The 20,924-nt window shown below is 67.3% G+C and carries 20 protein-coding genes; 10 read left to right on the top strand and 10 right to left on the bottom strand.

Annotated features, from left to right (window positions below):
• The 3 genes from ACEQZY_RS14595 to ACEQZY_RS14585 all read left to right on the top strand — a co-directional run bounded on the left by ACEQZY_RS14595 (nucleotide 1) and on the right by ACEQZY_RS14585 (nucleotide 3,544).
• The gene (locus ACEQZY_RS14595; protein ID WP_370155438.1) at nucleotides 1–1,638 is read left to right on the top strand and encodes an NTP transferase domain-containing protein; all 1,638 of its coding nucleotides are present in this window, start codon (nucleotides 1–3) and stop codon (nucleotides 1,636–1,638) included.
• Nucleotides 1,639–1,819: 181 nt separating this feature from the next.
• Nucleotides 1,820–3,070 (top strand): EAL domain-containing protein, encoded by a 1,251-nt coding sequence (locus tag ACEQZY_RS14590; RefSeq protein WP_341703892.1) that lies wholly within the window; start codon nucleotides 1,820–1,822, stop codon nucleotides 3,068–3,070.
• A gap of 48 nt (nucleotides 3,071–3,118) precedes the next feature.
• Nucleotides 3,119–3,544 (top strand): hypothetical protein, encoded by a 426-nt coding sequence (locus tag ACEQZY_RS14585; protein WP_341703893.1) that lies wholly within the window; start codon nucleotides 3,119–3,121, stop codon nucleotides 3,542–3,544.
• Nucleotides 3,545–3,562: 18 nt separating this feature from the next.
• Here ACEQZY_RS14585 and ACEQZY_RS14580 read toward each other — a convergent pair whose 3' ends face one another.
• Nucleotides 3,563–4,336, bottom strand: a complete 774-nt coding sequence (locus ACEQZY_RS14580; protein WP_341703894.1) for a hypothetical protein — start codon at nucleotides 4,334–4,336, stop codon at nucleotides 3,563–3,565.
• A gap of 175 nt (nucleotides 4,337–4,511) precedes the next feature.
• Here ACEQZY_RS14580 and ACEQZY_RS14575 point away from each other — a divergent pair, with 175 nt between their 5' ends.
• The 4 genes from ACEQZY_RS14575 to ACEQZY_RS14560 all read left to right on the top strand — a co-directional run bounded on the left by ACEQZY_RS14575 (nucleotide 4,512) and on the right by ACEQZY_RS14560 (nucleotide 7,166).
• On the top strand, nucleotides 4,512–4,949 hold the full coding sequence (locus ACEQZY_RS14575) for a response regulator (RefSeq protein WP_341703895.1): 438 nt from the start codon (nucleotides 4,512–4,514) through the stop codon (nucleotides 4,947–4,949).
• A 19-nt stretch (nucleotides 4,950–4,968) separates the two neighbouring features.
• Nucleotides 4,969–5,820, top strand: a complete 852-nt coding sequence (gene purU / locus ACEQZY_RS14570) for a formyltetrahydrofolate deformylase (RefSeq protein WP_341703896.1) — start codon at nucleotides 4,969–4,971, stop codon at nucleotides 5,818–5,820.
• A gap of 45 nt (nucleotides 5,821–5,865) precedes the next feature.
• The gene (locus ACEQZY_RS14565) at nucleotides 5,866–6,249 is read left to right on the top strand and encodes a VOC family protein (RefSeq protein ID WP_370155435.1); all 384 of its coding nucleotides are present in this window, start codon (nucleotides 5,866–5,868) and stop codon (nucleotides 6,247–6,249) included.
• Between the two features lie 161 nt (nucleotides 6,250–6,410).
• A complete protein-coding gene (locus ACEQZY_RS14560) occupies nucleotides 6,411–7,166 on the top strand; it encodes a DUF1194 domain-containing protein (protein WP_370155432.1) in 756 nt (251 codons plus the stop codon).
• Between the two features lie 4 nt (nucleotides 7,167–7,170).
• On the opposite strand, the gene ACEQZY_RS14555 is transcribed toward ACEQZY_RS14560, so the two are convergent.
• From ACEQZY_RS14555 to ACEQZY_RS14530, 6 genes are all read right to left on the bottom strand, one after another.
• Entirely contained in the window at nucleotides 7,171–7,824 is a 654-nt protein-coding gene (locus tag ACEQZY_RS14555) for a thioredoxin family protein (RefSeq protein WP_370155429.1), read from the bottom strand.
• Nucleotides 7,821–10,088 carry a protein-disulfide reductase DsbD family protein gene (locus ACEQZY_RS14550; RefSeq protein ID WP_370155427.1) on the bottom strand — a complete coding sequence of 756 codons (2,268 nt, stop codon included), beginning with the start codon at nucleotides 10,086–10,088 and terminating at the stop codon, nucleotides 7,821–7,823. Before ACEQZY_RS14550 ends, ACEQZY_RS14555 begins: the two co-directional genes overlap by 4 nt.
• 161 nt (nucleotides 10,089–10,249) lie before the next feature.
• Nucleotides 10,250–10,795, bottom strand: coding sequence for a MarR family winged helix-turn-helix transcriptional regulator (locus tag ACEQZY_RS14545; RefSeq protein WP_370155425.1), 546 nt, complete (start codon nucleotides 10,793–10,795; stop codon nucleotides 10,250–10,252).
• A 25-nt stretch (nucleotides 10,796–10,820) separates the two neighbouring features.
• Entirely contained in the window at nucleotides 10,821–12,122 is a 1,302-nt protein-coding gene (locus ACEQZY_RS14540; protein ID WP_370155422.1) for a TRAP transporter large permease, read from the bottom strand.
• 1 nt (nucleotide 12,123) lies between these two features.
• On the bottom strand, nucleotides 12,124–12,588 hold the full coding sequence (locus ACEQZY_RS14535) for a TRAP transporter small permease (RefSeq protein WP_341704898.1): 465 nt from the start codon (nucleotides 12,586–12,588) through the stop codon (nucleotides 12,124–12,126).
• A 102-nt stretch (nucleotides 12,589–12,690) separates the two neighbouring features.
• Complete coding sequence (locus ACEQZY_RS14530) at nucleotides 12,691–13,731, bottom strand: TRAP transporter substrate-binding protein (RefSeq protein ID WP_370155420.1); 1,041 nt, start codon at nucleotides 13,729–13,731, stop codon at nucleotides 12,691–12,693.
• A 173-nt stretch (nucleotides 13,732–13,904) separates the two neighbouring features.
• On the opposite strand from ACEQZY_RS14530, the gene ACEQZY_RS14525 reads away from it, so the two are divergent.
• The 3 genes from ACEQZY_RS14525 (at nucleotide 13,905) to ACEQZY_RS14515 (ending at nucleotide 18,175) form a co-directional block, all read left to right on the top strand.
• Nucleotides 13,905–16,064, top strand: coding sequence for a thiamine pyrophosphate-dependent enzyme (locus ACEQZY_RS14525; protein WP_370155418.1), 2,160 nt, complete (start codon nucleotides 13,905–13,907; stop codon nucleotides 16,062–16,064).
• Between the two features lie 5 nt (nucleotides 16,065–16,069).
• Nucleotides 16,070–17,572 carry an indolepyruvate oxidoreductase subunit beta family protein gene (locus tag ACEQZY_RS14520; RefSeq protein ID WP_370155416.1) on the top strand — a complete coding sequence of 501 codons (1,503 nt, stop codon included), beginning with the start codon at nucleotides 16,070–16,072 and terminating at the stop codon, nucleotides 17,570–17,572.
• Between the two features lie 81 nt (nucleotides 17,573–17,653).
• The gene (locus ACEQZY_RS14515) at nucleotides 17,654–18,175 is read left to right on the top strand and encodes a PAS domain-containing protein (protein ID WP_341705551.1); all 522 of its coding nucleotides are present in this window, start codon (nucleotides 17,654–17,656) and stop codon (nucleotides 18,173–18,175) included.
• A 7-nt stretch (nucleotides 18,176–18,182) separates the two neighbouring features.
• On the opposite strand, the gene ACEQZY_RS14510 is transcribed toward ACEQZY_RS14515, so the two are convergent.
• From ACEQZY_RS14510 to ACEQZY_RS14500, 3 genes are all read right to left on the bottom strand, one after another.
• A complete protein-coding gene (locus ACEQZY_RS14510; protein ID WP_370155414.1) occupies nucleotides 18,183–19,175 on the bottom strand; it encodes a lipid A deacylase LpxR family protein in 993 nt (330 codons plus the stop codon).
• Between the two features lie 190 nt (nucleotides 19,176–19,365).
• Nucleotides 19,366–19,875, bottom strand: a complete 510-nt coding sequence (gene arfB, locus ACEQZY_RS14505; RefSeq protein WP_370155411.1) for an alternative ribosome rescue aminoacyl-tRNA hydrolase ArfB — start codon at nucleotides 19,873–19,875, stop codon at nucleotides 19,366–19,368.
• Between the two features lie 455 nt (nucleotides 19,876–20,330).
• Nucleotides 20,331–20,783 carry a 2,4'-dihydroxyacetophenone dioxygenase family protein gene (locus tag ACEQZY_RS14500; RefSeq protein ID WP_370155409.1) on the bottom strand — a complete coding sequence of 151 codons (453 nt, stop codon included), beginning with the start codon at nucleotides 20,781–20,783 and terminating at the stop codon, nucleotides 20,331–20,333.
• Between the last annotated feature and the right edge of the window lie 141 nt (nucleotides 20,784–20,924).

Genomic DNA, 20,924 nt, shown 5'->3' with positions numbered 1-20,924 from the left:
ATGTTCTTCGGTCCCGTTGCCGTACAGGAGGCCGCCGGCGGTATACTCGGCCACAGTCTCGCCGTGGGCGACGAACGCTTCCGGAAGGGCCGGCTGCTCAGCGCCGAGGACGTTGCGGCACTGGCGGCTGCCGGTCACAGCCGCATCCATATCGCCCGCCTCGATGACGATGACCTGCCGGAAGACGAAGCCGCACGCCGCATTGCCACCACCGCGGCCGGTCCCGGCGCACGGCCGGCCGCCGCCTTCACCGGCCGCGCCAATCTCTATGCCGAAACCGCCGGCCTGGTCGTGGTCGATGCGGCCAGGCTGACCGCGCTCAATGCCCTGGACGAGGCCCTGACCGTGGCCACCCTGGCAAACCACGACATCGTCGAACCGGGGCAGATGCTGGCCACGGTGAAGATCATCCCATTTGCCGCGCCGAAGACGGTGATCGCGCAGGGCGAGGCCCTGTTGCGCGAGGGCGGGCCGCTGGTGCGGATCGCGCCTTTCCGGCCCTGTGCGGTCGGCCTCGTGCTGACCCGGGTGGCCAAAACGAAGGACAGCGTGCTGGCCAAGACCGAACAGGCCGTCGCCATCCGCCTCGGCCGGCTGGGCAGCCGCATCGCGGCCAGCCGCACCGTGCCCCATGAGGAGCCGGCGATAGCGGCCGCGATTCGCGACCTGAAAGCGGCCGGCTGCGCGCCGATCCTGGTTTTCGGCGCATCGGCCACCGTCGATCGCGGCGATGTGGTGCCGGCCGGTCTGGTCGCTGCGGGCGGCACGGTCGCGTATTTCGGCATGCCGGTCGATCCGGGCAACCTGCTGGTGCTGGGCCGCCATGGCGAGGTGCCGGTGATCGGCGTGCCGGGTTGCGCGCGCTCGCCCAAGCTGAACGGCTTCGACTGGGTGCTGCAGCGTCTCTGTGCCGGGCTCGACGTGACGCCGCGTGACATCATGGGCATGGGCCTCGGCGGCCTGCTGAAGGAGATTCCCAGCCGTCCGATGCCGCGCGACAATGCCGACCGCCCCACACCGGCCCGGCCGCCCAGCCGGCCGCGGATCGCCATCCTTGTCCTTGCCGCCGGTCTGTCCAGCCGTTTCGGCGACAGCCACAAACTGCTGGCGGAACTTGATGGCCGGCCGCTGATCCGCCATGTGATCGATAATGCTCTGCAAACGGATCACCGCCCGGTCCTGCTGGTCACCGGCCATCAGGCGGAGGCGGTTGCCGCCGCCGCCGGCAACCGCGACCGCATCGCAGTCGCACATAATCCGGATTATGCATCGGGCATGGCCAGTTCCCTGCGCACCGGCCTGGCCGCCCTGCCCAGTGATATCGACGGCGCCCTGATCTGTCTGGGCGACATGCCGGACGTGCCGCCGGCCGTGCTGGAGCAGCTGGTTTCCGCCTTCAACCCGACCGAAGGCCGGGCCATCTGCCTGCCGTCCCACAAGGGCAAGCGCGGCAACCCTGTGTTGTGGGGAGCCCAGTTCTTCCCGGACCTGAGCCGGCTGGCCGGCGATGCCGGCGCCCGCAGCCTGTTCATGCCGCATGCGGACTGGATCTGCGACGTTGCCGTCGATCATCCGGGGATTCTGCAGGATTACGACACGCCGGCGATGCTGGCGGCACGAGGCCTGACGGCCAGGTAACCATAAAAATACCTGCAGTTAATGCAAATTTTATCCTCTGCTCGCTAGTAATCGGGTCTTATGGCTTTTGCCTCAGCGGGTAATTTGCCATAGTGGAATACTCGCGGGGGCCAAATAACAGCGACAGATCGGCGTGTTGCCGCCCTCTCCATGACCGTTACCGGAGAAAGCGACCGTTTCGATGAGCGAGGCAGTAAACCAGAACCAGATTACCACCGACGACGAGAAGATGCTGACCGATTTCGACCGCCTGATGCGCGGGAAGATTTTCGGTGGTCGTCTTGCGGCGGTGCTCCAGTTCGTCAATCCCAAGACCTTCGAACGGAACCGCGAGAGCTACAACATCGTCGTTCATTCGATCCGTTCCCTCATGTCCAAATACGAGGGCACGTTCTACACGCTGCACGATTATTCGATCGTGCTGTTCGTGCGGCTTTCGGAACGCTTCTTCGACCAGACCTTCGAGAAGCTGGTCCTCGAGATCGACGACATCCTGACCCGCAACAACATCGCCATCGGGCTGACCCCTGAAGAGGCGGAGAATGCCGTCCGCTGGTACCGTTTCGACAGCCAGCTGGACGAGATGCAGGACTGGATGGACGGCCTGCAGCAGCGGTTCCGGACCTTCACCGAGCGCCGCAAGCGCCTGCTGGCCAAGGCCGGCACGGCCGCCGGCCAGGGCGAAGGCGCCCCGCTGACCCCTGGTGCGCTGCAGCAGATCGACGACATTCTCAAGAAGGCCGATGTCTCGACTTTCATGAAACGGCAGCCGGTCGCCGTCTGTTTCGGCAACCAGCCGCCGAAACCGATCTTCCAGGAAATCTTCGTCGGCGTGAACGAACTACGCCAGGCCATCGCGCCGAACGTCAACCTGCGCGGCGCCCGCTCGCTGTTCCATCACCTGACCCGCACGCTGGACACGCGCGTTTTCCGCTCGCTGCTGGACGGCTATGTCAGCCGCAACAGCGGACCGTTCAGCATCAACCTCAACGTCAGCACGATCCTCAGCGACACCTTCCGCGATTTCGACAGCCGCATCGGCAATATCGTGAAGAAGGAACAGATCATCATCGAACTGCAGCGCTATGATGTGTTCTGGGATTACGGCGAATACCTGCTGGCCTGCGAGTTCCTGCACAATTCCGGCTACCGGCTGCTGCTGGACGGCATCACGCCCGACCTGCTCGCCTTGTTCGGGCGCAAGGAACTCAAGGCGGACTTCATCAAGCTGTTCTATTTCCGCGACCGCCACGATGAATGGACGGCAAAGGACATTGCCAGCCGGATCGCCGACGCCGATGCAAACCGCGTCATCATGGCCCGCTGCGAGACCGAAGAGGCGCTGAAAGCCGGCATGGCTGCTGGCATCCGCCTGTTCCAGGGCTGGCATATCGACAACCTGATCCGTGCCTCCCGCGAAGTCGTGAACTGATCACCGGCTGCCGCAGAATGGCGGCAGTACTACAGCGAGTGACCTGCCATGTGGACCCGTTCGAACCCCAAGCCGAGCCAGCCTGACAGCGAGACCGCCGAGCGGCGCCCGCAGGCACACAAAAAGCCCGTGACGCCGAAGGACAACGAGCGGATCGAAAAGATCCTTGCCAGCATTGCCATCGACACCTCGCAGACCTTCAACGCCATGCTGGATTCACTGATGGGCGAACGCCCGGTGACCCATCACGAAGGCAGCCAGACCCGCGACTTCATCGCCACGGTGTTCGACGACATCCGGCAGGAGAGCAATCGCGATGCCGTGGTGCTGGCCCGCAAATTCGCCGATATGTGCATGCGCGCCGCGGATCAGCTGAACGACAACCACCAGCGCACCGTCGCCCGCTGCGTCAGCGAACTGTTCGAACAGTTCGCCTCCAAGCTGGATCACCGCGAGCCGGCGAATTCCAACTGAAGCCGGCGACTCCTGCCGTCAGGCCACCTTGGGGCGGTATTCGTCCAGCCGTTCGAGGAAATTCCCGGCCACATGCAGGGCCTTCTCACCGGTCGTTTCCTGGAACAGCTTGGCATCCTCGACCGACAGCTTGACCAGCGGCCGCACCAGACCTGAGAAAAACAGGTAGAACTCCCGGTCACCGAAGGGCAGCGGCTGTCCCTCGAAGGGCCGCTCGATATACACCGTCGACGACAGGCCGACCGCAGTCGGGTCGTGCTGCATCACCTTCATCGTCCAGTCGCGGCGCGCATCGAAGCTGCGGAAAGCCCGCATCAGCCGCACAATCACCCGGAAGTAGATTTGCTTGACCCTGGTATCGGCATAGAACCGTGGCCATTCCAGATTGCCGTCTGCCTCGCGCAGGGTGTCGGCAATCGCGGCGGCCTCTTCGGCCATGGCATCGACCTCATCGCCGAACAGCGAACGCACGAAGAAGAAGAAGTTGCCGATCAGGCGGCGATCCAGCTTGTTCTCGGCAAACAGGGTATCCAGCGGGTGCACCAGCAGACGGCCGAAGGCATTGATCCGGGCGCCGCGCTTCTGATCGTCCTCGTCGAGTTTGAGCAGTGCCGCATACGAGGCCCGGTAGAAATGATCGTAATCGGGGGCGCTCTTCATGGCCTCGATCAGCCGCGCGACCTGCTCGGGGGTCAGCGGCCCCTTCTTGGCCTGGGCCACCACGCCCTGCAGCATCGCGTCGAGCACCTTGTTCACCATCTGGCGCAGATAATCGGGGCCGCGGTTGATCATGGTCCGTTGTATTCCGGGCGAATCTGTTGATATTGCCGGGAAGATTAAGCTGGCCCCCGCCGGGAAGCGAGGCAATTCTTGTAATCCGAATCCCCTCGCTCCACACTGTTTGTTAACCCTGTTTCAGAGATACAGACTCGCTTTGCCCTCGTTTCCCCATTCTTCCTCCTCTGCCATGCGGCTGCCGGTCGATATCCGCCTGCGCCGCATCCTGCTCGCCGATCCCGATGAAGCCGCCCGCACCAGCCTGATGCGCATGCTGGCCCGGCTGCAGCTTGGCGACGTGCGCGAAACCACCACCAGCACCGAGACCTATGACATCCTGCAGCGCGCCGAGGTGCCGATCGATCTGCTGATCACCGAGCTGACGCTGCCGCCCCATGACGGATTCGCACTGATCCGCAGCATCCGCGGCAACCCGAATCTGGCCTGCACCGCCATTCCGATCGTGGCTATGACCGCCGCCGCAGATGGCGGTGTGCTCAGCCGCCTGCAGAAACTGGATGTCCCCAGCCTGCTGGTCAAACCGGTACGCAGCGCCGCCTTGTTCAGCCGCATCACACTGGCCCTGCGCAGCACGCCCCAGAAACGCCCCGTCCCACGCGATACCTGAACCAGACAGACCGATTCCCATGAGCATGATCCTGACGCTGTCCTGCCACGACCGCCCCGGCATTGTCGCTGCCGTGTCCGGCTTTCTCGCCGAGCTGCGCTTCAACATCCGTGACTCGGCCCAGTTCGGCGATGCCGAGACCGGCCTGTTCTTCATGCGGGTCAGCTTCGAGGATCTCGACGGCACCCGCACTGCGGCAGGCGTCCGCGAAGCTTTCGGCAGCGTGGCCGCCCGGTTTGCCATGACCTGGGCGATCCATGACGAAGCCGCCCGCGCCCGGGTTCTGGTCATGGTGTCGAAATTCGGCCACTGCCTGAACGACCTCCTCTACCGCTATTCGATCGGTGCGCTGCCGATCGAGATTCCGGCCATCGTGTCCAACCATCGCGACTGGTATCAGCGTGCTGCGGCCCATGACATCGCCTATCATCACTGGCCGGTCACCGCGTCCAGCAAGACACGGCAGGAAGCAATGCTGCGCGACCTGATCGTGCAGGAGCGCATCGACCTGATCGTGCTGGCGCGCTACATGCAGGTGCTGTCGCCGGACCTGTGCCGCGAATTCCCCGGCCGCATCATCAATATCCACCATTCCTTCCTGCCCAGCTTCAAGGGCGCCCGCCCCTACCAGCAGGCCCATGCCCGCGGTGTCAAGCTGATCGGCGCCACCGCGCATTACGTGACCGAGGATCTCGACGAGGGCCCGATCATCGAGCAGGAAACCGGCCGGGTCGACCATGCCCTGTCGCCCGACCAGCTGGCCGCAGTCGGCCGCGACATCGAAAGTCTCGTGCTGGCCCGGGCGGTGAAATACCATGTCGAGCACCGCATCTTCCTGAATGGCCATCGTACCGTGGTGTTCCGCGGCTGACATCGGAATGACGGGCCCGGCAGCAGCGGTGAAAGGGATGGCGGAGTGATCGACCATATCTCCATTGCGGTGCGGGACCTTGCCGTCAGCAGCCGTTTCTATGATGCCGTGCTGGCGCCGCTGGGACTGACGCGGCTGGCCGAACGTCCAGCCACCATCGGTTACGGCAAGCGTTATCCGGAGTTCTGGCTGAATCTGCGACCGCAGATGATTCCCGCAGTGGAAGGAACCGGCGCACATGTCTGCTTGCGGGCAGCCGATGCCGACGCCGTATCCGCCTTCCATGATCGGGCCCTGCAGCATGGCGGTCGCAGCGACGGCGCCCCGGGGCCACGTCAGGCAGCCATGACAACCTATTTCGCCGCCTTCATCCTCGATCCAGACGGCAACAAGATCGAAGCTGCCAGCTTTCCCGGGCCGGCCGGCTGACGGTCTGCCGGCCCGGCCGCTCTGGTCACCGTCGGCCGGCGGCCTATTTCCTCTGCTGTGACATCTGCCGCCCCGGGCCCCGGTCACGCATTCCCGGTCGGGGCGGAATGGCTGTGGTATGCTTGCCGCGTGTTGGCCGAGTCGCAGGGGTAACCGCCGCGATGACTGCCCGATGCACAGCCGCTTCACCCGACCGCCGCCAGCTGCTGGCGGGCATGGCCGGTTTTGCGGCAGCCGCGGGCCTCGCCCCACCTTTGCTGGCCAGAGCACCGGACGTCGACCTCGCCCTCGTGCTGGCGGCGGATTGTTCAGGCAGCGTCAGCCCGGATTTCTACATGCTGCAGCAGCAGGGCTATGCCGATGCCTTCCGGTCGCCCGACGTGATCAAGGCGATCCGCAGCGGCATCCATGGCGGCATCGCAGTCTGCTATATCCAGTGGTCGGGCTACAGCCTGCAGACCCAGGTCATCCCGTGGACCCTGCTGAAAGGCGATGCCGACATCGCCGCCTTTGCCGGCCAGATGCAGCAGGCGGGACGCGGCATCTATGGCGGCGGCACCTCGCCCGCCGGGGCCATCCGGCAGGGCCGCCTGCTGCTGGGCGACCTGCAGACCGAAGGCCGGCCGTTCCTGGCCGTGCGGCGGGTGATCGATGTCTCGGGGGACGGCCGCACCAATGTCGGTCCCGCGCCGGACGCCGACCGCGCCGAGGCCATGGCACTCGGCATCACCATCAACGGCCTGCCGATCCTGCATATGGAACCGGATATCGACGAATACTATGCCCGCGAGGTGATCGGCGGCCCCGGCGCCTTCATCGTGCCGGCACGCAGCTTCGACGCCTTCCGCGAGGCGATCCGCCGCAAGCTGATCCTGGAAATCGCCGGCCACCCCGTGATGGCGCGGCCGGCCGGCTGACCGTTCAGCCCGTCGGGTCGGCGTATTTCACCGTGCAGCCATAGGGCCGCGCGCTGGTGGCGCTGACCGCCTTGCCGGCGGCCAGCTCGGTCAGCGCCGCATCGACGAAGTTTTTCGCCGTGGCGATGTCGGCCGTCCGCGCCGAAGGCTTGTCGTCAATGCCGCCCATATAGGCCAGCTGCCCGTCCGGCCTGATGATGTACATATGCGGCGTGACCTGGGCGCCATAGGCGCGGCCGATCTGCCCTTTCGGATCCATCAGCACCGCGGTCGGCGCGGCGCCGCGCTCGGCGGTCAGCTGGTTGGCCTGTGCCGGCGTCACGCTGCCCTGCTCGCCCGGCGCCGACGAGATCACCGACAGCCAGACCACGCCCTGGCCGGTCCATTTCTTCTGCAGTGCCTGCATGTTGTCCGAGCTGTAATGCTTCCGCACGAAGGGGCATTCATGGTTGGTCCATTCCAGCACCACGGTCTTGCCCTTCAGCCCGGCCAGCGACACGGTGCGGCCGTTGCTGTCGATGGCGGTGAAATCCGGCGCCGACGCACCGGGCTGCAGGCCTGCCGCAACGCTGTCGGACAGCACGAGGCCGGTGGCGAACATGGCGGCGCTGCCAAGCAGCGCGCCGGCGAGGACCGAACGTCTGGCGATCATGGTCATGGACGCACACTCCCTGCTGGGGTTGGGATGGAGGCACTCTGGCGGGATAAAGCGGCGGTGGCACGGCCGATATGCTCCAGCACGATGGCCGGCGTCAGGATCTGCGGCAGCACCACCGGCGCCGCACCGCCGCCGGCATAGAACAGGTAGAGCGGCACGCCGCTGCGGCCATGGCGCTCCAGCAGCGCGGTGATGGCCGGGTCGCGGTTGGTCCAGTCGCCCTTCACATACGCGATGTTGCCGGCGGCCAGCGCGGCCTGCACGCTGTCGGCAGACAGGGCCGTGCGCTCATTGACCAGGCAGGTGATGCACCAGGCCGCGGTCATGTTGACGAAAACCGGCCGACCCTCGGCCAGCAGCGCATCGAGCCGCGCCGGGCTGTAGGCAATGGCGGCACCCGCAGCAGCCGCTGCCGGCGCGGCGGCGGTGGCCGGACCGGCACTACGCGGCGCCGCCTGGGCCAGCAGCATGGCCAGCCCTGCGAGGCCGGCCAGTGCAGCCAGCGCGGTCCCCTGTGCCCAGCGCCGCGGGCCCGGACGACCCCCGTGCTGCTGCGCCAGCCCCAGCGCCCAGGCCGCCAGCGCCACCAGCACCAGCCCGCCCAGGGCCGCCAGCAGGCCATCCGGCCCGGTCTGCTGGCTCAGAACCCAGACCAGCCAGACCACCGTCGCGTAGAGCGGAAACGCCAGCAGCTGCCGCAGCACCTCCATCCAGCCGCCCGGTCGGGGCAGGCGCGCGGCGAGGCCGGGCACCAGGGTCAGCAGCAGGAACGGCGCGGCCAGGCCGAAGCCGAGGCTGGCGAAAACGACAAGGCCGGTTGCCGCCGGCTGGGTCAGGGCAAAGCCGACGGCCGCCCCCATGAACGGCGCCGTGCAGGGCGTCGCCACCACGGTGGCAAGGCTGCCGGTGAAGAACGAGCCGGCCAGGCCGCCACGCTGCGCAAGCCCGCCGCCGATCCCGGACAGGCCGCCGCCGAAACTGTAGACGCCGGACAGGTTCAGTCCCATGGCAAACAGCAGGAAGACCAGCAGCGCGATCACCACCGGCGACTGGAGCTGGTAACCCCAGCCGACCTGCGCCCCGGCCGCCCGCACTGCCAGCAGGATGCCGGCCAGCAGCAGGAACATCGCCAGCACCCCGGCGGTGTAGCTCAGGCCGTGCAGGCGGATGCGGGCGCGGCTCTCGCCGGAATGGGCCACCAGCGCCAGCACCTTGATCGAGAGCACCGGAAACACGCAGGGCATCAGGTTCAGCACGATGCCGCCGAGGAAGGCGAACAGCATCGCCTGCAGGATCGCGGCAAGGCCGCCGGCCGGGACCGGAGCCGGAACCGGGGCCGGCGTCGATGCCGATGCCAGTGCCTGCGCGGCGGCGGGCACCGCGCCAGCGGCTGCCGCGCCGTCGCCGGCCACGGCAAAGGCATGGCGAACGATGCGGCCGCCGATATCCTCCTCCACGGCCAGCACGCCACCGGTGGCGGCCGGTTTGCCGTCGCCATAACGGCTCGGCGTCATGCGCAGGGTCAGGCCATTCCCGTCCACCGTCAGTGCCTGCGGGGCGGCGTGATCGATCAGGGTCTCGGCATGCGGAAAGAAAAAGGCCGTGCGGATGGCATCGGCCCGCAGGCCGGCCGCCGCGACCTGCAGCATGACCACCTCTTTGCCGGCCTCGACCGTAACCGGCCATGGCGCGGGCTGCGGCAGCGCCGCGCGCGCCACGGCAAAGGTCGCTTGGGATGCCGGTTCGGCCGCGGCCTGCCCCGGCGGCGCCACCGGCAGAGTCAGTGCCAGTTCCGCCTCGCCGGGAATGCAGATCGTCTCGCAGACGAGGAAACTGAGCGTGCCACCGATGGATACCGATGTTGCGGAGATGGCGGCGGCCGGCGGCACGATCTCGGTCAGCAGGAGGGTTTCGCCCTCGTAACCGAAATTGACCAGATGCGCGACCGGCAGGCGCTGCGGCGCCGGCCAGACAATCGGTCCTGCGGCAAAGCCTTCCGGCAGCCGCCAGTCGACCGCGCTGGCCAGGCCGGAATCGCCGGGATTGCGCCAGTAGGTATGCCAGTGTTCCTTCATGCGCAGCCGGACGCCGACCCAGAAAGGCTGGCCGGGCGTGACCGCGGCCGGTTCGGCAATCAGGTCTGCCTGCACCAGCTCCCGGGTATCGGGGCCGGACAGCGCGCCTGCCGTCTGGGCGATGGCGGGGACGGCCGGAATCCCCAGCAGCAGCATGGCAAGCAATACGGCACGGTACAGGACCGGCATGAACATCCCTCGTCGCGGCGGCGGTGTCCGGCTTGCCGGCGGCGCGCGTACGATCCGCCGGGCGCCGTGATTTTCGGTATCCGGATTGCGGTGATGCTCTCTGAAAACCGGAGCCGCGGCAAGGGAAACCGCCTTCACGTGCCGGTGAGCGGTCCGCCCGGTCAGCCGGGATCTGCGCCCCGCAGGCCGCCTGCTATCTTTTTCAGCAGCCGCAGCAGGGTGGCCCGCTCGCCGGCGCTCAGCATGGCAACGATGGCCTCTTCATGACTCAGCACCCGCGCCATCAGGCGGTCCAGCAGGGCCCGGCCCTTCGGACTGAGCGACAGGGCATAGGTGCGCCGGTCATTCGCGGTGCGGGCGCGCAGCACGATGCCCTTGCGTACCAGCTGGTCGAGCGCCGGCGTCAGGGTCGACTTGTCCAGCCCCACCGCCCGGCTCAGCTCGGTCTGGTTGATGCCCGGATTGGCCCCCAGCAGGGCCAGCAGGCTGAAACGCCCGGGCGAAATGTCCTCGCCATCGATATGGCCGACGGTGCGGGCAAAATGGTCGAACACCGCCGTCTGGGCGATGCGCAGGTTGTAGCCGTAGAAGCCGGGCAGCGGGCCACGGTCGACCCGCGGCTCGCCACCGCCCCCCGCCTGCACGACGGCGACGGGGGCCACGGGGGCTTCGGCGGCGGCGCCGGAAAGTGGTTTCTTCGCTGCCATGCGTGGAGCCATCAGCGTCTGTGCCCTAGTTCATCTGGCCGGGCAAAAACAGGGCGATGGCCGGGAATGCCACCAGCAGGATCATGCGAACGACATCGATCAGGATGAACGGCGCCACGCCTCTGTATATCTGCCCCAGGCTGACATCCCGCGCTATCGAGTTGATCACGAAAACGTTGATGCCGATCGGCGGTGTCACCATCCCCAGCGTGGTCTGCATCACCACGATCACGCCGAACCAGATCGGATCGAAGCCAAGCTGCATCATCACCGGAAAGATGATCGGCACGGTGACAAGGATGATGGCCATTTCGTCCATCACCGCGCCCAGCACCAGGTACATCAGCAGGATCAGCGCCAGCACGCCATAGGGTCCGATCGGCAGGGCGGTGAGGAAGTCGCTCACCTTCTGCGGTGTCTGGGTGATCACCAGGAAATAGCCGAACAGGAAGGCGCCGATCACGATGGTGAAGATCGCCGCCGAGGTCCGCACGCTCTCGATCAGGCAGCCGCGGATTTTGCCCCAGTCGAGCCGCCCGCGCAGGATGCCGATCAGCAATGCACCGACCGCGCCGCAGCCGGCCGCCTCGGTGGCGGTGAACACGCCGCCATACATGCCGCCGATGATGGCGACAAACAGCGTCATGGTAGCCCAGATGTCGCGCAGGCTGGCCAGCCGCTCGCGCCATGGCGTCCGCGCGCCGCGCGGCATCAGGGCGGGCCGCAGCGCGCCGATCGCCTGGATCACCAGCATATACAGCGCCACGGCCAGCAGGCCCGGGCCGATACCGGCGATGAACAGCTTGGATATGTCCTGCTCGGTCAGGATTCCATACAGCGCAAAGACCACCGAGGGCGGAATCATGATGCCGAGCGTGCCGCCGGCGGCGATCACGCCAGTCGACAGGCTGGCGCTGTAGCCGAAGCGGCGCATTTCCGGCAGCGCCACATTGGTCATCGTTGCCGCAGTGGCCACCGACGAGCCGTTGATGGCGGCAAAGCCGGCGCAGGCCGCCACCGTCGCCATGGCCAGGCCGCCGCGGCGATGCCCCAGCCACGCCTCGCTGGCACGGAACAGTTCGCGGCTCATGCCGGCGGCGGTGGCGAAACTGCCCATCAGGATGAACATCGGGATCACCGCCAGCTCGTAGGAGGTGACGGTGCGGATCGGCGACTGCGCCAGCAGGTTCAGCGCCGGATTGAAAGCGGCCAGCACCGCAAAGCCGGAAACGCCGACAATGCCCATGGCCACGCCCACAGGCACGCGCAGGACCATCATGGCAAACAATGCGACAAAGCCGGCGACGGCAACGAAATCCTGATCCACGTCAGCGCCCCCGGGCGATCACAAGACGAAACAGCCGCAGCCCCAGCAGCACGGCAGCCAGCAGGATGCCGAGCGCCGCCAGCGCATAGAACGGCCAGACTGGCAGGCGCAGATCGAAGGTCTGCTCCGAACTGGCCAGCACGCTGACCACCTTGCCATACAGCATCCAGGCCAGCAGGGCGAAGAAGCCGAAGGTGATTGCGGTGGCAAAAAGATCGATCAGGCGCCGCCCCAGCGGCGGGCTGATCTCCCAGAAACCGTCGACCTGGATATGCCGGTTGCGGAAACCGGCCGAGGCGATGCCCCAGAACATCGCCGTGCCCAGCAGCAGGCGCGACACGTCGAAGGCATCGGGAATGCCGTAATTGAACAGCCAGCGCGCCATCACCGCCGAAAAGGTCAGCAGCGCGATGGCCCCGAGCAGCAGCCCGGCCACCAGTTCAACCTTGTCGATGAAGCGATCCATGGCGCCCCTCCCCGACCGCCGATTCCCGCCCGCAGCCTAACCCGGAATGCAGGCGGGGGCGACCGCCGCATGGCTGCCGCCCCCGCTCCGCCGGAATACCGGTCAGAATGCCGCGTTGCGCTTCTTCAGCTCGGCCTTCAGCTCGGCCAGGGCGGCCTTGCCGTCGACACCCGCCTTCTTGGCATCCTCGTACCAGGCATTGGTCATCTCGTCGGCCAGCTTGCGCCAGGCCGCCATGTCGGCATCGCCCGGCTTCACGCCCTCATGTCCGGCCAGCCCCAGCATCTTGGCCTGCCCGGCGGCCTCGCGGTCGGACCAGGTGGTGTTGATCTTTTCCGACCATTCGGAGGTGCAATGGGCATCCATCACCTTCTTCTGGGCGTCGGTCATCTTCGCGTAGGTGGCCTTGTTCATCGCCAGCACGAAGTTGGAAATATAGAGCGGCACCGTGGTGTGATACTTCACGACCTTGTCGATGCCGAAGATGAACAGGCTGTCCCACGGGAAGGTGATGGCATCGGCCACGCCGCGTTCCAGCGCCTCGCGCGCCTCCGGCGCCGAGACCTGCACGTTGGTGCCGCCTGCCATGGTCACCAGCCGCGCCACGGTCGAGTTGGCGGCGCGTATCTTCAGGCCTTTCACGTCATCCGGCTTGGAGATTTTCACCTTGGAATGGAAGGTGCCGGGCTCGTGCACGAAAGCCATGCAGACCTTCACATCCGCCATCTCCTTCGGGGCATACTTGCGGTACCAGCTGTCAATGGCTGCGGAGCCGCTCTTGCCGTTGGAGAACAGGAACGGCAGTTCGCTGCCGGCAATCACCGGAAAACGGCCCGGCGTGTAGCCCGGATTGACATAGGTCAGGTCGGCAACGCCGTCGCGCGCCATGTCATAGTGATCCTTGGCGGCGCCGAGCTGCTGGGCCGGGAAAATCTGCACCTTCAGGCTGCCACCGCTCGCCTTCTCGAGATCGGCACCCCAGGCCTGCCAGGCCGGATGCAGCGGATGCTGCGGCGGCAGCCAGTGGGCCAGGCGCAGGGTGATGTCGGCCGCCGAGGCAGACGGGGCCGGTGCGGCGGCAGCGGCGACCACGCCGAGCGCGGCAGCCGCACAGGCAAAAAGGTGACGTTTCATCAGGGCCATGATGTTTCCTCCGGATCCGGGCAGCCTCGTTGGATATGGACCGCCCTGTTGTTAGGCGGGCCAGACTAACAGCGGCTCCCCATGGAAGTCCATACAGTTTCGTTTGAGTTCCAACTAATTCTTGACGCTGTCCGGGGCCGGTGCGAGACTCCCCGCAGTGGGAGGAACAGAGTATGGAACGCTCTTTCGCGAAAGAGATTGAAGCGCTGCGCCTTGGCGCCGGCGACACCTTTCACGGCGAAGGCATTCTCGCCGTCACCAAGGCGCTGCTGCAATCGGGCGTCTCCTATGTCGGCGGCTACCAAGGTGCGCCGGTCTCGCACCTGATCGACGTGCTGGTGCAGTCGCAGGACATCCTCGACGATCTCGGCATCCATCTGGAGACCTGCACCAACGAGGCCTCGGCGGCCGCGCTGCTCGGCGCCTCGATCAACTATCCCGCCCGTGGCTGCGTCACCTGGAAATCCATCGTCGGCACCAATGTCGCCTCCGATGCACTCAGCAATCTCGCCTCTCCCGGCGTGATCGGCGGTGCCCTGATCGTGATCGGCGAGGATTACGGCGAAGGCGCCAGCGTGATCCAGGAGCGCAGCCATGCCTATGCGATGAAATCGTCGATGTGGCTGCTGGATCCGCGGCCGGATCTGCCCACCATCGTGCGCAGCGTCGAGAAAGGCTTCGCCCTGTCGGAGGCTTCCAACACGCCGGTCATGCTGGAACTGCGCATCCGCGCCTGCCATGTCACCGGCGAATTCCCGGCCAGCGACAACATTCCGGCCACGGTTTCCCGCAACCGCCGCGTCGAACAGCCGGCCCGCTTCAATTACGACCGCCTGGCGCATCCGCCGGCCACCTTCGCACAGGAAAAGCTGAAGCTGGAACAGCGCCTGCCCGCGGCACGGAAATTCATTGTCGAGAACCACCTGAACGAAGTCATGCCCGGTGATCTGGCGGATGTCGGCATCATCGTGCAGGGCGGGCTGTACAATGCGCTCAACCGTGCCCTGATGAATCTCGGGCTCAGCGATGCCTTCGGCAACAGCCGGGTGCCGATGCTGGTCCTCAACGTCACCTGGCCGCTGGTGCCGGAACAGCTGACCGCATTCTGCGCCGGCAAGCGGGCCGTCCTGATGGTCGAGGAAGGCAACCCCGACTACATCGAGCAGGCCCTGCATGCCACCCTGCGCCGCGCCGACATCAACACCCGGGTACATGGCAAGGGCATGCTGCCGGCGGCCGGCGAATACACGATCGAGGTTCTGACCCGCGGCCTGCTGGAATTCATCGCCGCCGAGCAGCCGCAGATCGACATCGCGGCACCGCGCACCGCCTTCTCGACCATGCAGGACAGCCGCAGGGCCGCCCAGGCCCTGATCGGGCCGGACCTGCCGCTGCGGCCGCCCACCTTCTGCACCGGCTGCCCGGAGCGGCCGGTCTTCACAGCCATCAAGCTGGTCGAGCGCCAGACCGGAAAGCTGCATATCGCCGCCGATATCGGCTGCCATGCCCTGGCCACCTTCGCCCCGTTCAGCACCGGCAACTCGATCCTCGGCTACGGCATGTCGCTGGCCTCGATGGCCGGTGTCGGCCCGCTGTCGGAGAAGCGCCCCCTCGCCGTGATGGGCGATGGCGGCTTCTGGCATAACGGCGTGCTGTCGGGTGTCGCCTCCTCGATGTTCAACCGGGGCGACGGTGTGCTGATGGTGATGCAGAACGGCTATACCTCCGCCACCGGGGTGCAGTATCTGCCTTCATCCAGCGGCAACCGCGTCGATCACCAGCCCGGCGGCTCGGATATCGAGACCACGGTGAAGGCGCTGGGGGTGCGCTGGGTGAAACGCATCCGCAGCTACAGCCTGCCGGAGATGGTGAAGGCCCTGCGCACGGCGATCACCACCGCCGAGCAGGGTCTGAAGGTGATCATCGCCGACGGCGAATGCCAGCTGGCCCGCCAGCGCCGCCTGCGGGTGACCGAAGCCAAAGCGCTGAAATCCGGCGACCGCGTCGTGCGCACCCGTTTCGGCATCGACGACGCCGTCTGCACCGGCGATCATTCCTGCATCCGCCTGTCGGGCTGCCCCTCGCTGACCATCAAGCCGAACCCCGATCCGCTGCGCACCGATCCGGTCGCCAGCGTGAATTCCGGCTGCGTCGGCTGCGGCCATTGCGGCGAGGTCGCCCATGCCGCCGTGCTGTGTCCCTCCTTCTACAAAACCGAGATCGTCCACAATCCCGGCTGGTGGGACCGGTTCAGCGACCGCCTGCACCGCGCGGTGATCGCCCGGCTTGGCGGCCGTGCGGCCACCCAGCCGCAGCCGGCGGCCGGAGAGTAAGTCCGATGAGCGTGTCGCGTCCGATCTGCATCCTGATTGCCGCCATGGGCGGCGAAGGCGGCGGCGTGCTGACCGGCTGGATCACCGGCGCCGCCCAGCGTGCCGGCTTTCCCGTGCAGGCCACCTCGATTCCCGGCGTCGCCCAGCGCACCGGCGCCACCACCTACTATATCGAGATCTGGCCCGAGCAGACGAAGCAGCGGCCGGTGATGTCGCTGAATCCGGCGCCGGGGCAGGTCGACGTGATGATCGCCAGCGAGTTCGTCGAAGCCGGGCGCGCCATCGCCAACGGCTTCGTGACGCCGGACCGCACCCTGCTGATCGCCTCCACCCACCGCGTGTTTGCCATTGCCGAACGCAGCGCCATGGGCGACGGCCGCTACGATACCGGCCGCCTGTTCCGCGCCGCCAGGGATTTCGCCCGGGCCAGCATCTTGTTCGACATGGACCAGGCCGCGAAAGATGCCGGCAGCATCCTGAATGCCGTGCTGCTCGGCGCGCTGGCCGGGGCCGGCGCCCTGCCCCTGCCGCCCGATGCCTTCGAGGCCGGCATCCGCGCCGATGGCAAGGCGGTCGACAGCAACCTCGCCGGCTTCCGCTTCGGGCTGTCCCATGGCCGCGGCGAGATCGCCGCCCGCGACGAAAGCGCCAGCCAGACGGCCGCGAGCGCCGGATCGCTGCTGCCCGGCCGCATCGCCGCCCTGCCGGATGCGGCCCGCCGTCATGCGGCCGAAGGGGTGAAACGCCTGGCCGATTACCAGGACCTCGCCTATGCCGGCCTCTATCTCGACCGGCTGGAGACAGTCGCGGTCCTCGGCGACGATGCGCTGACCGCCGAGGTGGCCCGGCATCTGGCGCTGCGCATGAGCTTCGAGGACGTGATCCGCGTCGCCCAGCTGAAGCTGAAGCCGGAGCGCTTCGCCGCCATCGAGCGCGAACAGCGGGTCGGGCCCGGCCAGCCCTATCTGGTCGCGGATTACGTCAAGCCCGGCATCGAGGAAATCGCCTCGCTGCTGCCCGGTTTCCTCGCCCGGCCGCTGATCGGCTTCAGCGCCCGGCGCGGCTGGCTCGACCGCGTGTATTTCGGCATGACCGTGCGCAGCAACCGCATCGGCGGCTGGCTGCGCTTCCGGCTGCTGGCCGGGCTGCGGCCATGGCGGCCCCGCAGCTTCCGCTATGCCGAAGAACAGGCGCGCATCGAGGACTGGCTCGGCAGCATCCGGCGGGCGGCGAAGCTGGATTCCGCCCTGGCCCGCGAGATCGCCGACTGCGCCCGCCTGATCAAGGGCTATGGCGACACCTTCAGGCGCGGTGCCGGTAATTACGAGCGCATCCGCGACCAGATCATCCGTCCGGCGCTGGACAGCCGCATCGCACCGGCCGCCGCCGCCGATGCCCTGGTGCAGGCGCGCACCGCCGCGCTCGCCGATCCCGAGGGCGAGAGCCTCGGCCGCACGCTCAGCGGCTTCGCCGCCAGCCTGCCGCCCCTGCGCCAGGCGGCCGAATAATCCGCGCAATCCGCGGCGGCCGGCTTGCGCCGGCCGCAATTATCGCGAGGATTGGGGCTGCCCTGCCCGAAGCCCGCGACCGTGTCAGACATCCAGCCGATCCTGCAGAACATCCATGCCTCCGTGCTGCGCGACTTCGTTGCGCACTGGCATGCCCAGCGCGGCGGCCGCCCCGTGCCGCGCCGGCAGGATCTCGACATCTTCCTGTTCCCGCAGCTGCTGCCGCATGTCTTCCTGTATGACTATCTGCCGGGCCCGCGCGACCTGGTGCTGCGGCTGGCCGGCGAGGAAATCCGCCGCCGGCTGCCCGACGCCCTGCCCGGACAGCCGCTGGCGGCGATCATGCCGCCGGATGCCCTGCCGATCGTGCAGCGCTATTACCGCCGGGTCTGCGAGGAGCCGTCGATCATGTGGGCGGCCGGCCGGGTCTTTGCCGCCCTTGGCGACAGCGGGGTCGGCGAGCGGATCTGCCTGCCGCTGGCCGACGGCGACGGCCGCATCTTCCAGATGCTGGGCATCACCCTGTACCAGCAGGGCGACCACCTGCCCGATGGCAGCGCCGTCGCCAGCGAGGAAATCGACACGGTCTTCTTCCCGCTCTGAGCGGCGCTCAGAAGCGGAACGACACGCTGAACACGCCGAACTGGTCGGCCTCGTCCTGGGTCTCGTATTCCCTGGTGCGCAGCACATGGGTATAGGCGAAGCGCACATCCTGCACGATGACGGCGATGCCGAACGCGACATCGCCGACAACGATGCGCCTGTCGACGCTGCGGCTGTCGGCGAAGCTGTTGCCGTCGAGGAAGATGTTGCGCGCCACCGCGCGGCCGTCGAGGCCGGCGAAGAGATACCAGCCGAAAGTCTCGACCGGCTGGAAATAGCCGGAGCCCGGCAGGCTGGGCTGCACCCGCGCCGAACCGTAATCCACCGGCAGGTTCTGGCCGAAGCGCAGCATGGCGCCGGCATTGGCGAAGGTGAAGACGTTGCCCAAAGCCGCGCCTGCATGGGGCGTGGCATCCAGCGCGAAGCCGGCCGGCAGCGTGAAGGGCGCCGACTGCCAGCTGCGCTGGTAGGTCAGCTGCAGCGCCGGCTCGTTCTTCAGCTGGGTGTCCCAGCCCTGCGCCTTCGGTGATTCGATGATGCCGTGGATGAAATCCTGGGTCTCATGCGCCAGCGCGGCCGGGCCGACCACGCCGAGGCTGACCTGCAGCTGGTCGAGCACCCGGCTGCCATTGCCCTTGTCGGTGCTGGCGATCACGCCGACCGAGCCATAGAGCCAGCCGGCATAGGGCCGGTCGTTGGCCGGCGGATCGGCCTGCAGCTTGTCGGAGGCCGTGTACATGTTCTGGCCCAGCCCGTATTCGACGCGGATGTCGCTGGTGGCGTTGAACATCGGCAGGGCCAGGAAGGCATCGCGCAGCCAGGCCGGCTCGCCGCCCTTCGGCGTCAGGTAGGTCAGCCGCACGCCGTTGGTGTAGCGGCGGTCGGTATCGTAGAAGAGGTCGTTCTCCAGCACGAAGCTGAAGATGCCGACCTGCTCGGGCTCGGTCCTGCCGGCCCTGACCACCGGCGCCTTGTCGCCCGGCGTCTCACTGGCCGGCATCTCACTGGCAGGCGCCCCACTGTTGTCCGCGGCGCGGGCGGGCAGCTGGACGGAGAGGAGCAGAACGGCCGCAAGGCCGGCAGCGGAAAAACCTGGCAACATGGTCGGGCGGGACTCGCAGGAAGGACGATGGCGGCCAGCCTGCCGGCCGATTATGGCGGGAAAACGGCCCGCACCCCGCCGGTCGCGCCTATTCATCGCCCTGCCGCACCCGGCGCAGGTTCTTGGTCGCGCTGCGCTGCCCCTTCGCCTCCAGCCGGCGCTTCTTCGAGCCCAGCGTCGGCCGCGTCGGCCGCCGGGTCTTCGGCACCGCGGCCGCCTGCCGGATGAGCGCCAGCAGCCGGTCGAGCGCATCCTGGCGGTTGCGCTCCTGGCTGCGATGCTGCTGGGCGGTCAGCACCAGCACGCCCTCGCGGGTCAGCCGGCTGCCGGCCAGGGTCTCCAGCCGCATCCGCACCGCATCGGGCAGGGCCGGCGAGCGGCGCACGTCGAAGCGCAGCTGCACGGCGGTGGCGACCTTGTTGACATTCTGCCCGCCCGGCCCGGAGGCACGGATGAAGCTGAAGGCAATCTCGCGCGGATCGAGCGCGATCCGCCCGGTGACGTGGATGCGCTGCGGACGGCTGTCGCCGTCATCCGGGGCGCCGTCATCCGGGGCGCCGTCATCCGGGGTGCCGGCATCGGTGGAATCGGTGGTCATGCCGGCAGCCTAGCCGCTCCGGCGCGGCCTGTCCCCGCCCGGACTCCCGCGCCAGGGCTGCGCCAGTCCGGACCGCTGGTGACCGCTGCGGACCGTTTCTGACCGTTACGGACGCTGGTGACCGCTGGTGACCGTTCCTGACCGCTGGTGACCAGCCGTGACCGCTGCTGACCGTTTCTGACCGCTGCGCACCGTTTCGTCTTATTGCGACCGCTGGCTGTACGGCCATCCCCTCCTTTCTCTCCGCGGCGGCAGGCCATCCGCCGCCGGCATCATCCTCTGTCCGACAGGAACATATAGTGTACATTCCGGCCGGGACAAGGCCGGCCCCGGCCCGCCGTATCGCATGTTATCGTATGCAATACGGAGGCAGCGGCGCCGGCCCTGCCGGCCGGTCCTGTCAGCCGGCCCTGTCAGCCGGCCCGGCTCAGGCCGCCCGCTTCAGGCAGCCCACTTCATGCAGCCTGGGCCGCCTGCTGCCCGGCGGCCTTGTCGGCGAAGAATTTCCAGTCCAGCAGCATGGCGATGCTGCCATCGGGATTGGTGAAGGCGACCGGGCCGTGATTGGTGAACAGCAGCTCGCTGTCTTCCAGGAACTCGGTGCGCTCATGATAGACGCCGAGCGGCTCGTAGCCGTAATCGCCGGCCCGCGCCTGCCCGGCCCGGTAATCCATCAGGCCCTTCAGCATCAGGTATTCGCCGGCGCCGTGGTGGAAATGCGGCGGAAAGGACGAGCCCTTCCCGCAGCGGAAGATCACGGTCCACACGCCGGTCTCGGCGCTGGTGCGCAGCACCTTGTAGTCGATGCCCGGCGCGAAGCCGATCCACGCCATGGCGGCGGTCTGGCACAGCAGGTCGGGCGGGTTGTCGGCTGCGGTATCGGCAGTGCTGGTTGCGGATGCGGTCATGCTGGTCTCCTCCTGATGCGAAACGGTCTTCTGCGGATGAAAAGGTGCGTTGACCCCTGCCGTTTCGTGCCCGACTATTCTCGCCAAAGGCCGCCGCGCGGTCTTGTCCGGCCATGCCGCCGGACTTGACCGACAATGCCA

It is taken from the genome of Ferrovibrio sp. (assembly GCF_964218355.1).
In the GTDB taxonomy this organism is placed as follows: Bacteria; Pseudomonadota; Alphaproteobacteria; order Ferrovibrionales; family Ferrovibrionaceae; genus Ferrovibrio.
This window is presented reverse-complemented; position numbering and strand designations above follow the sequence as displayed.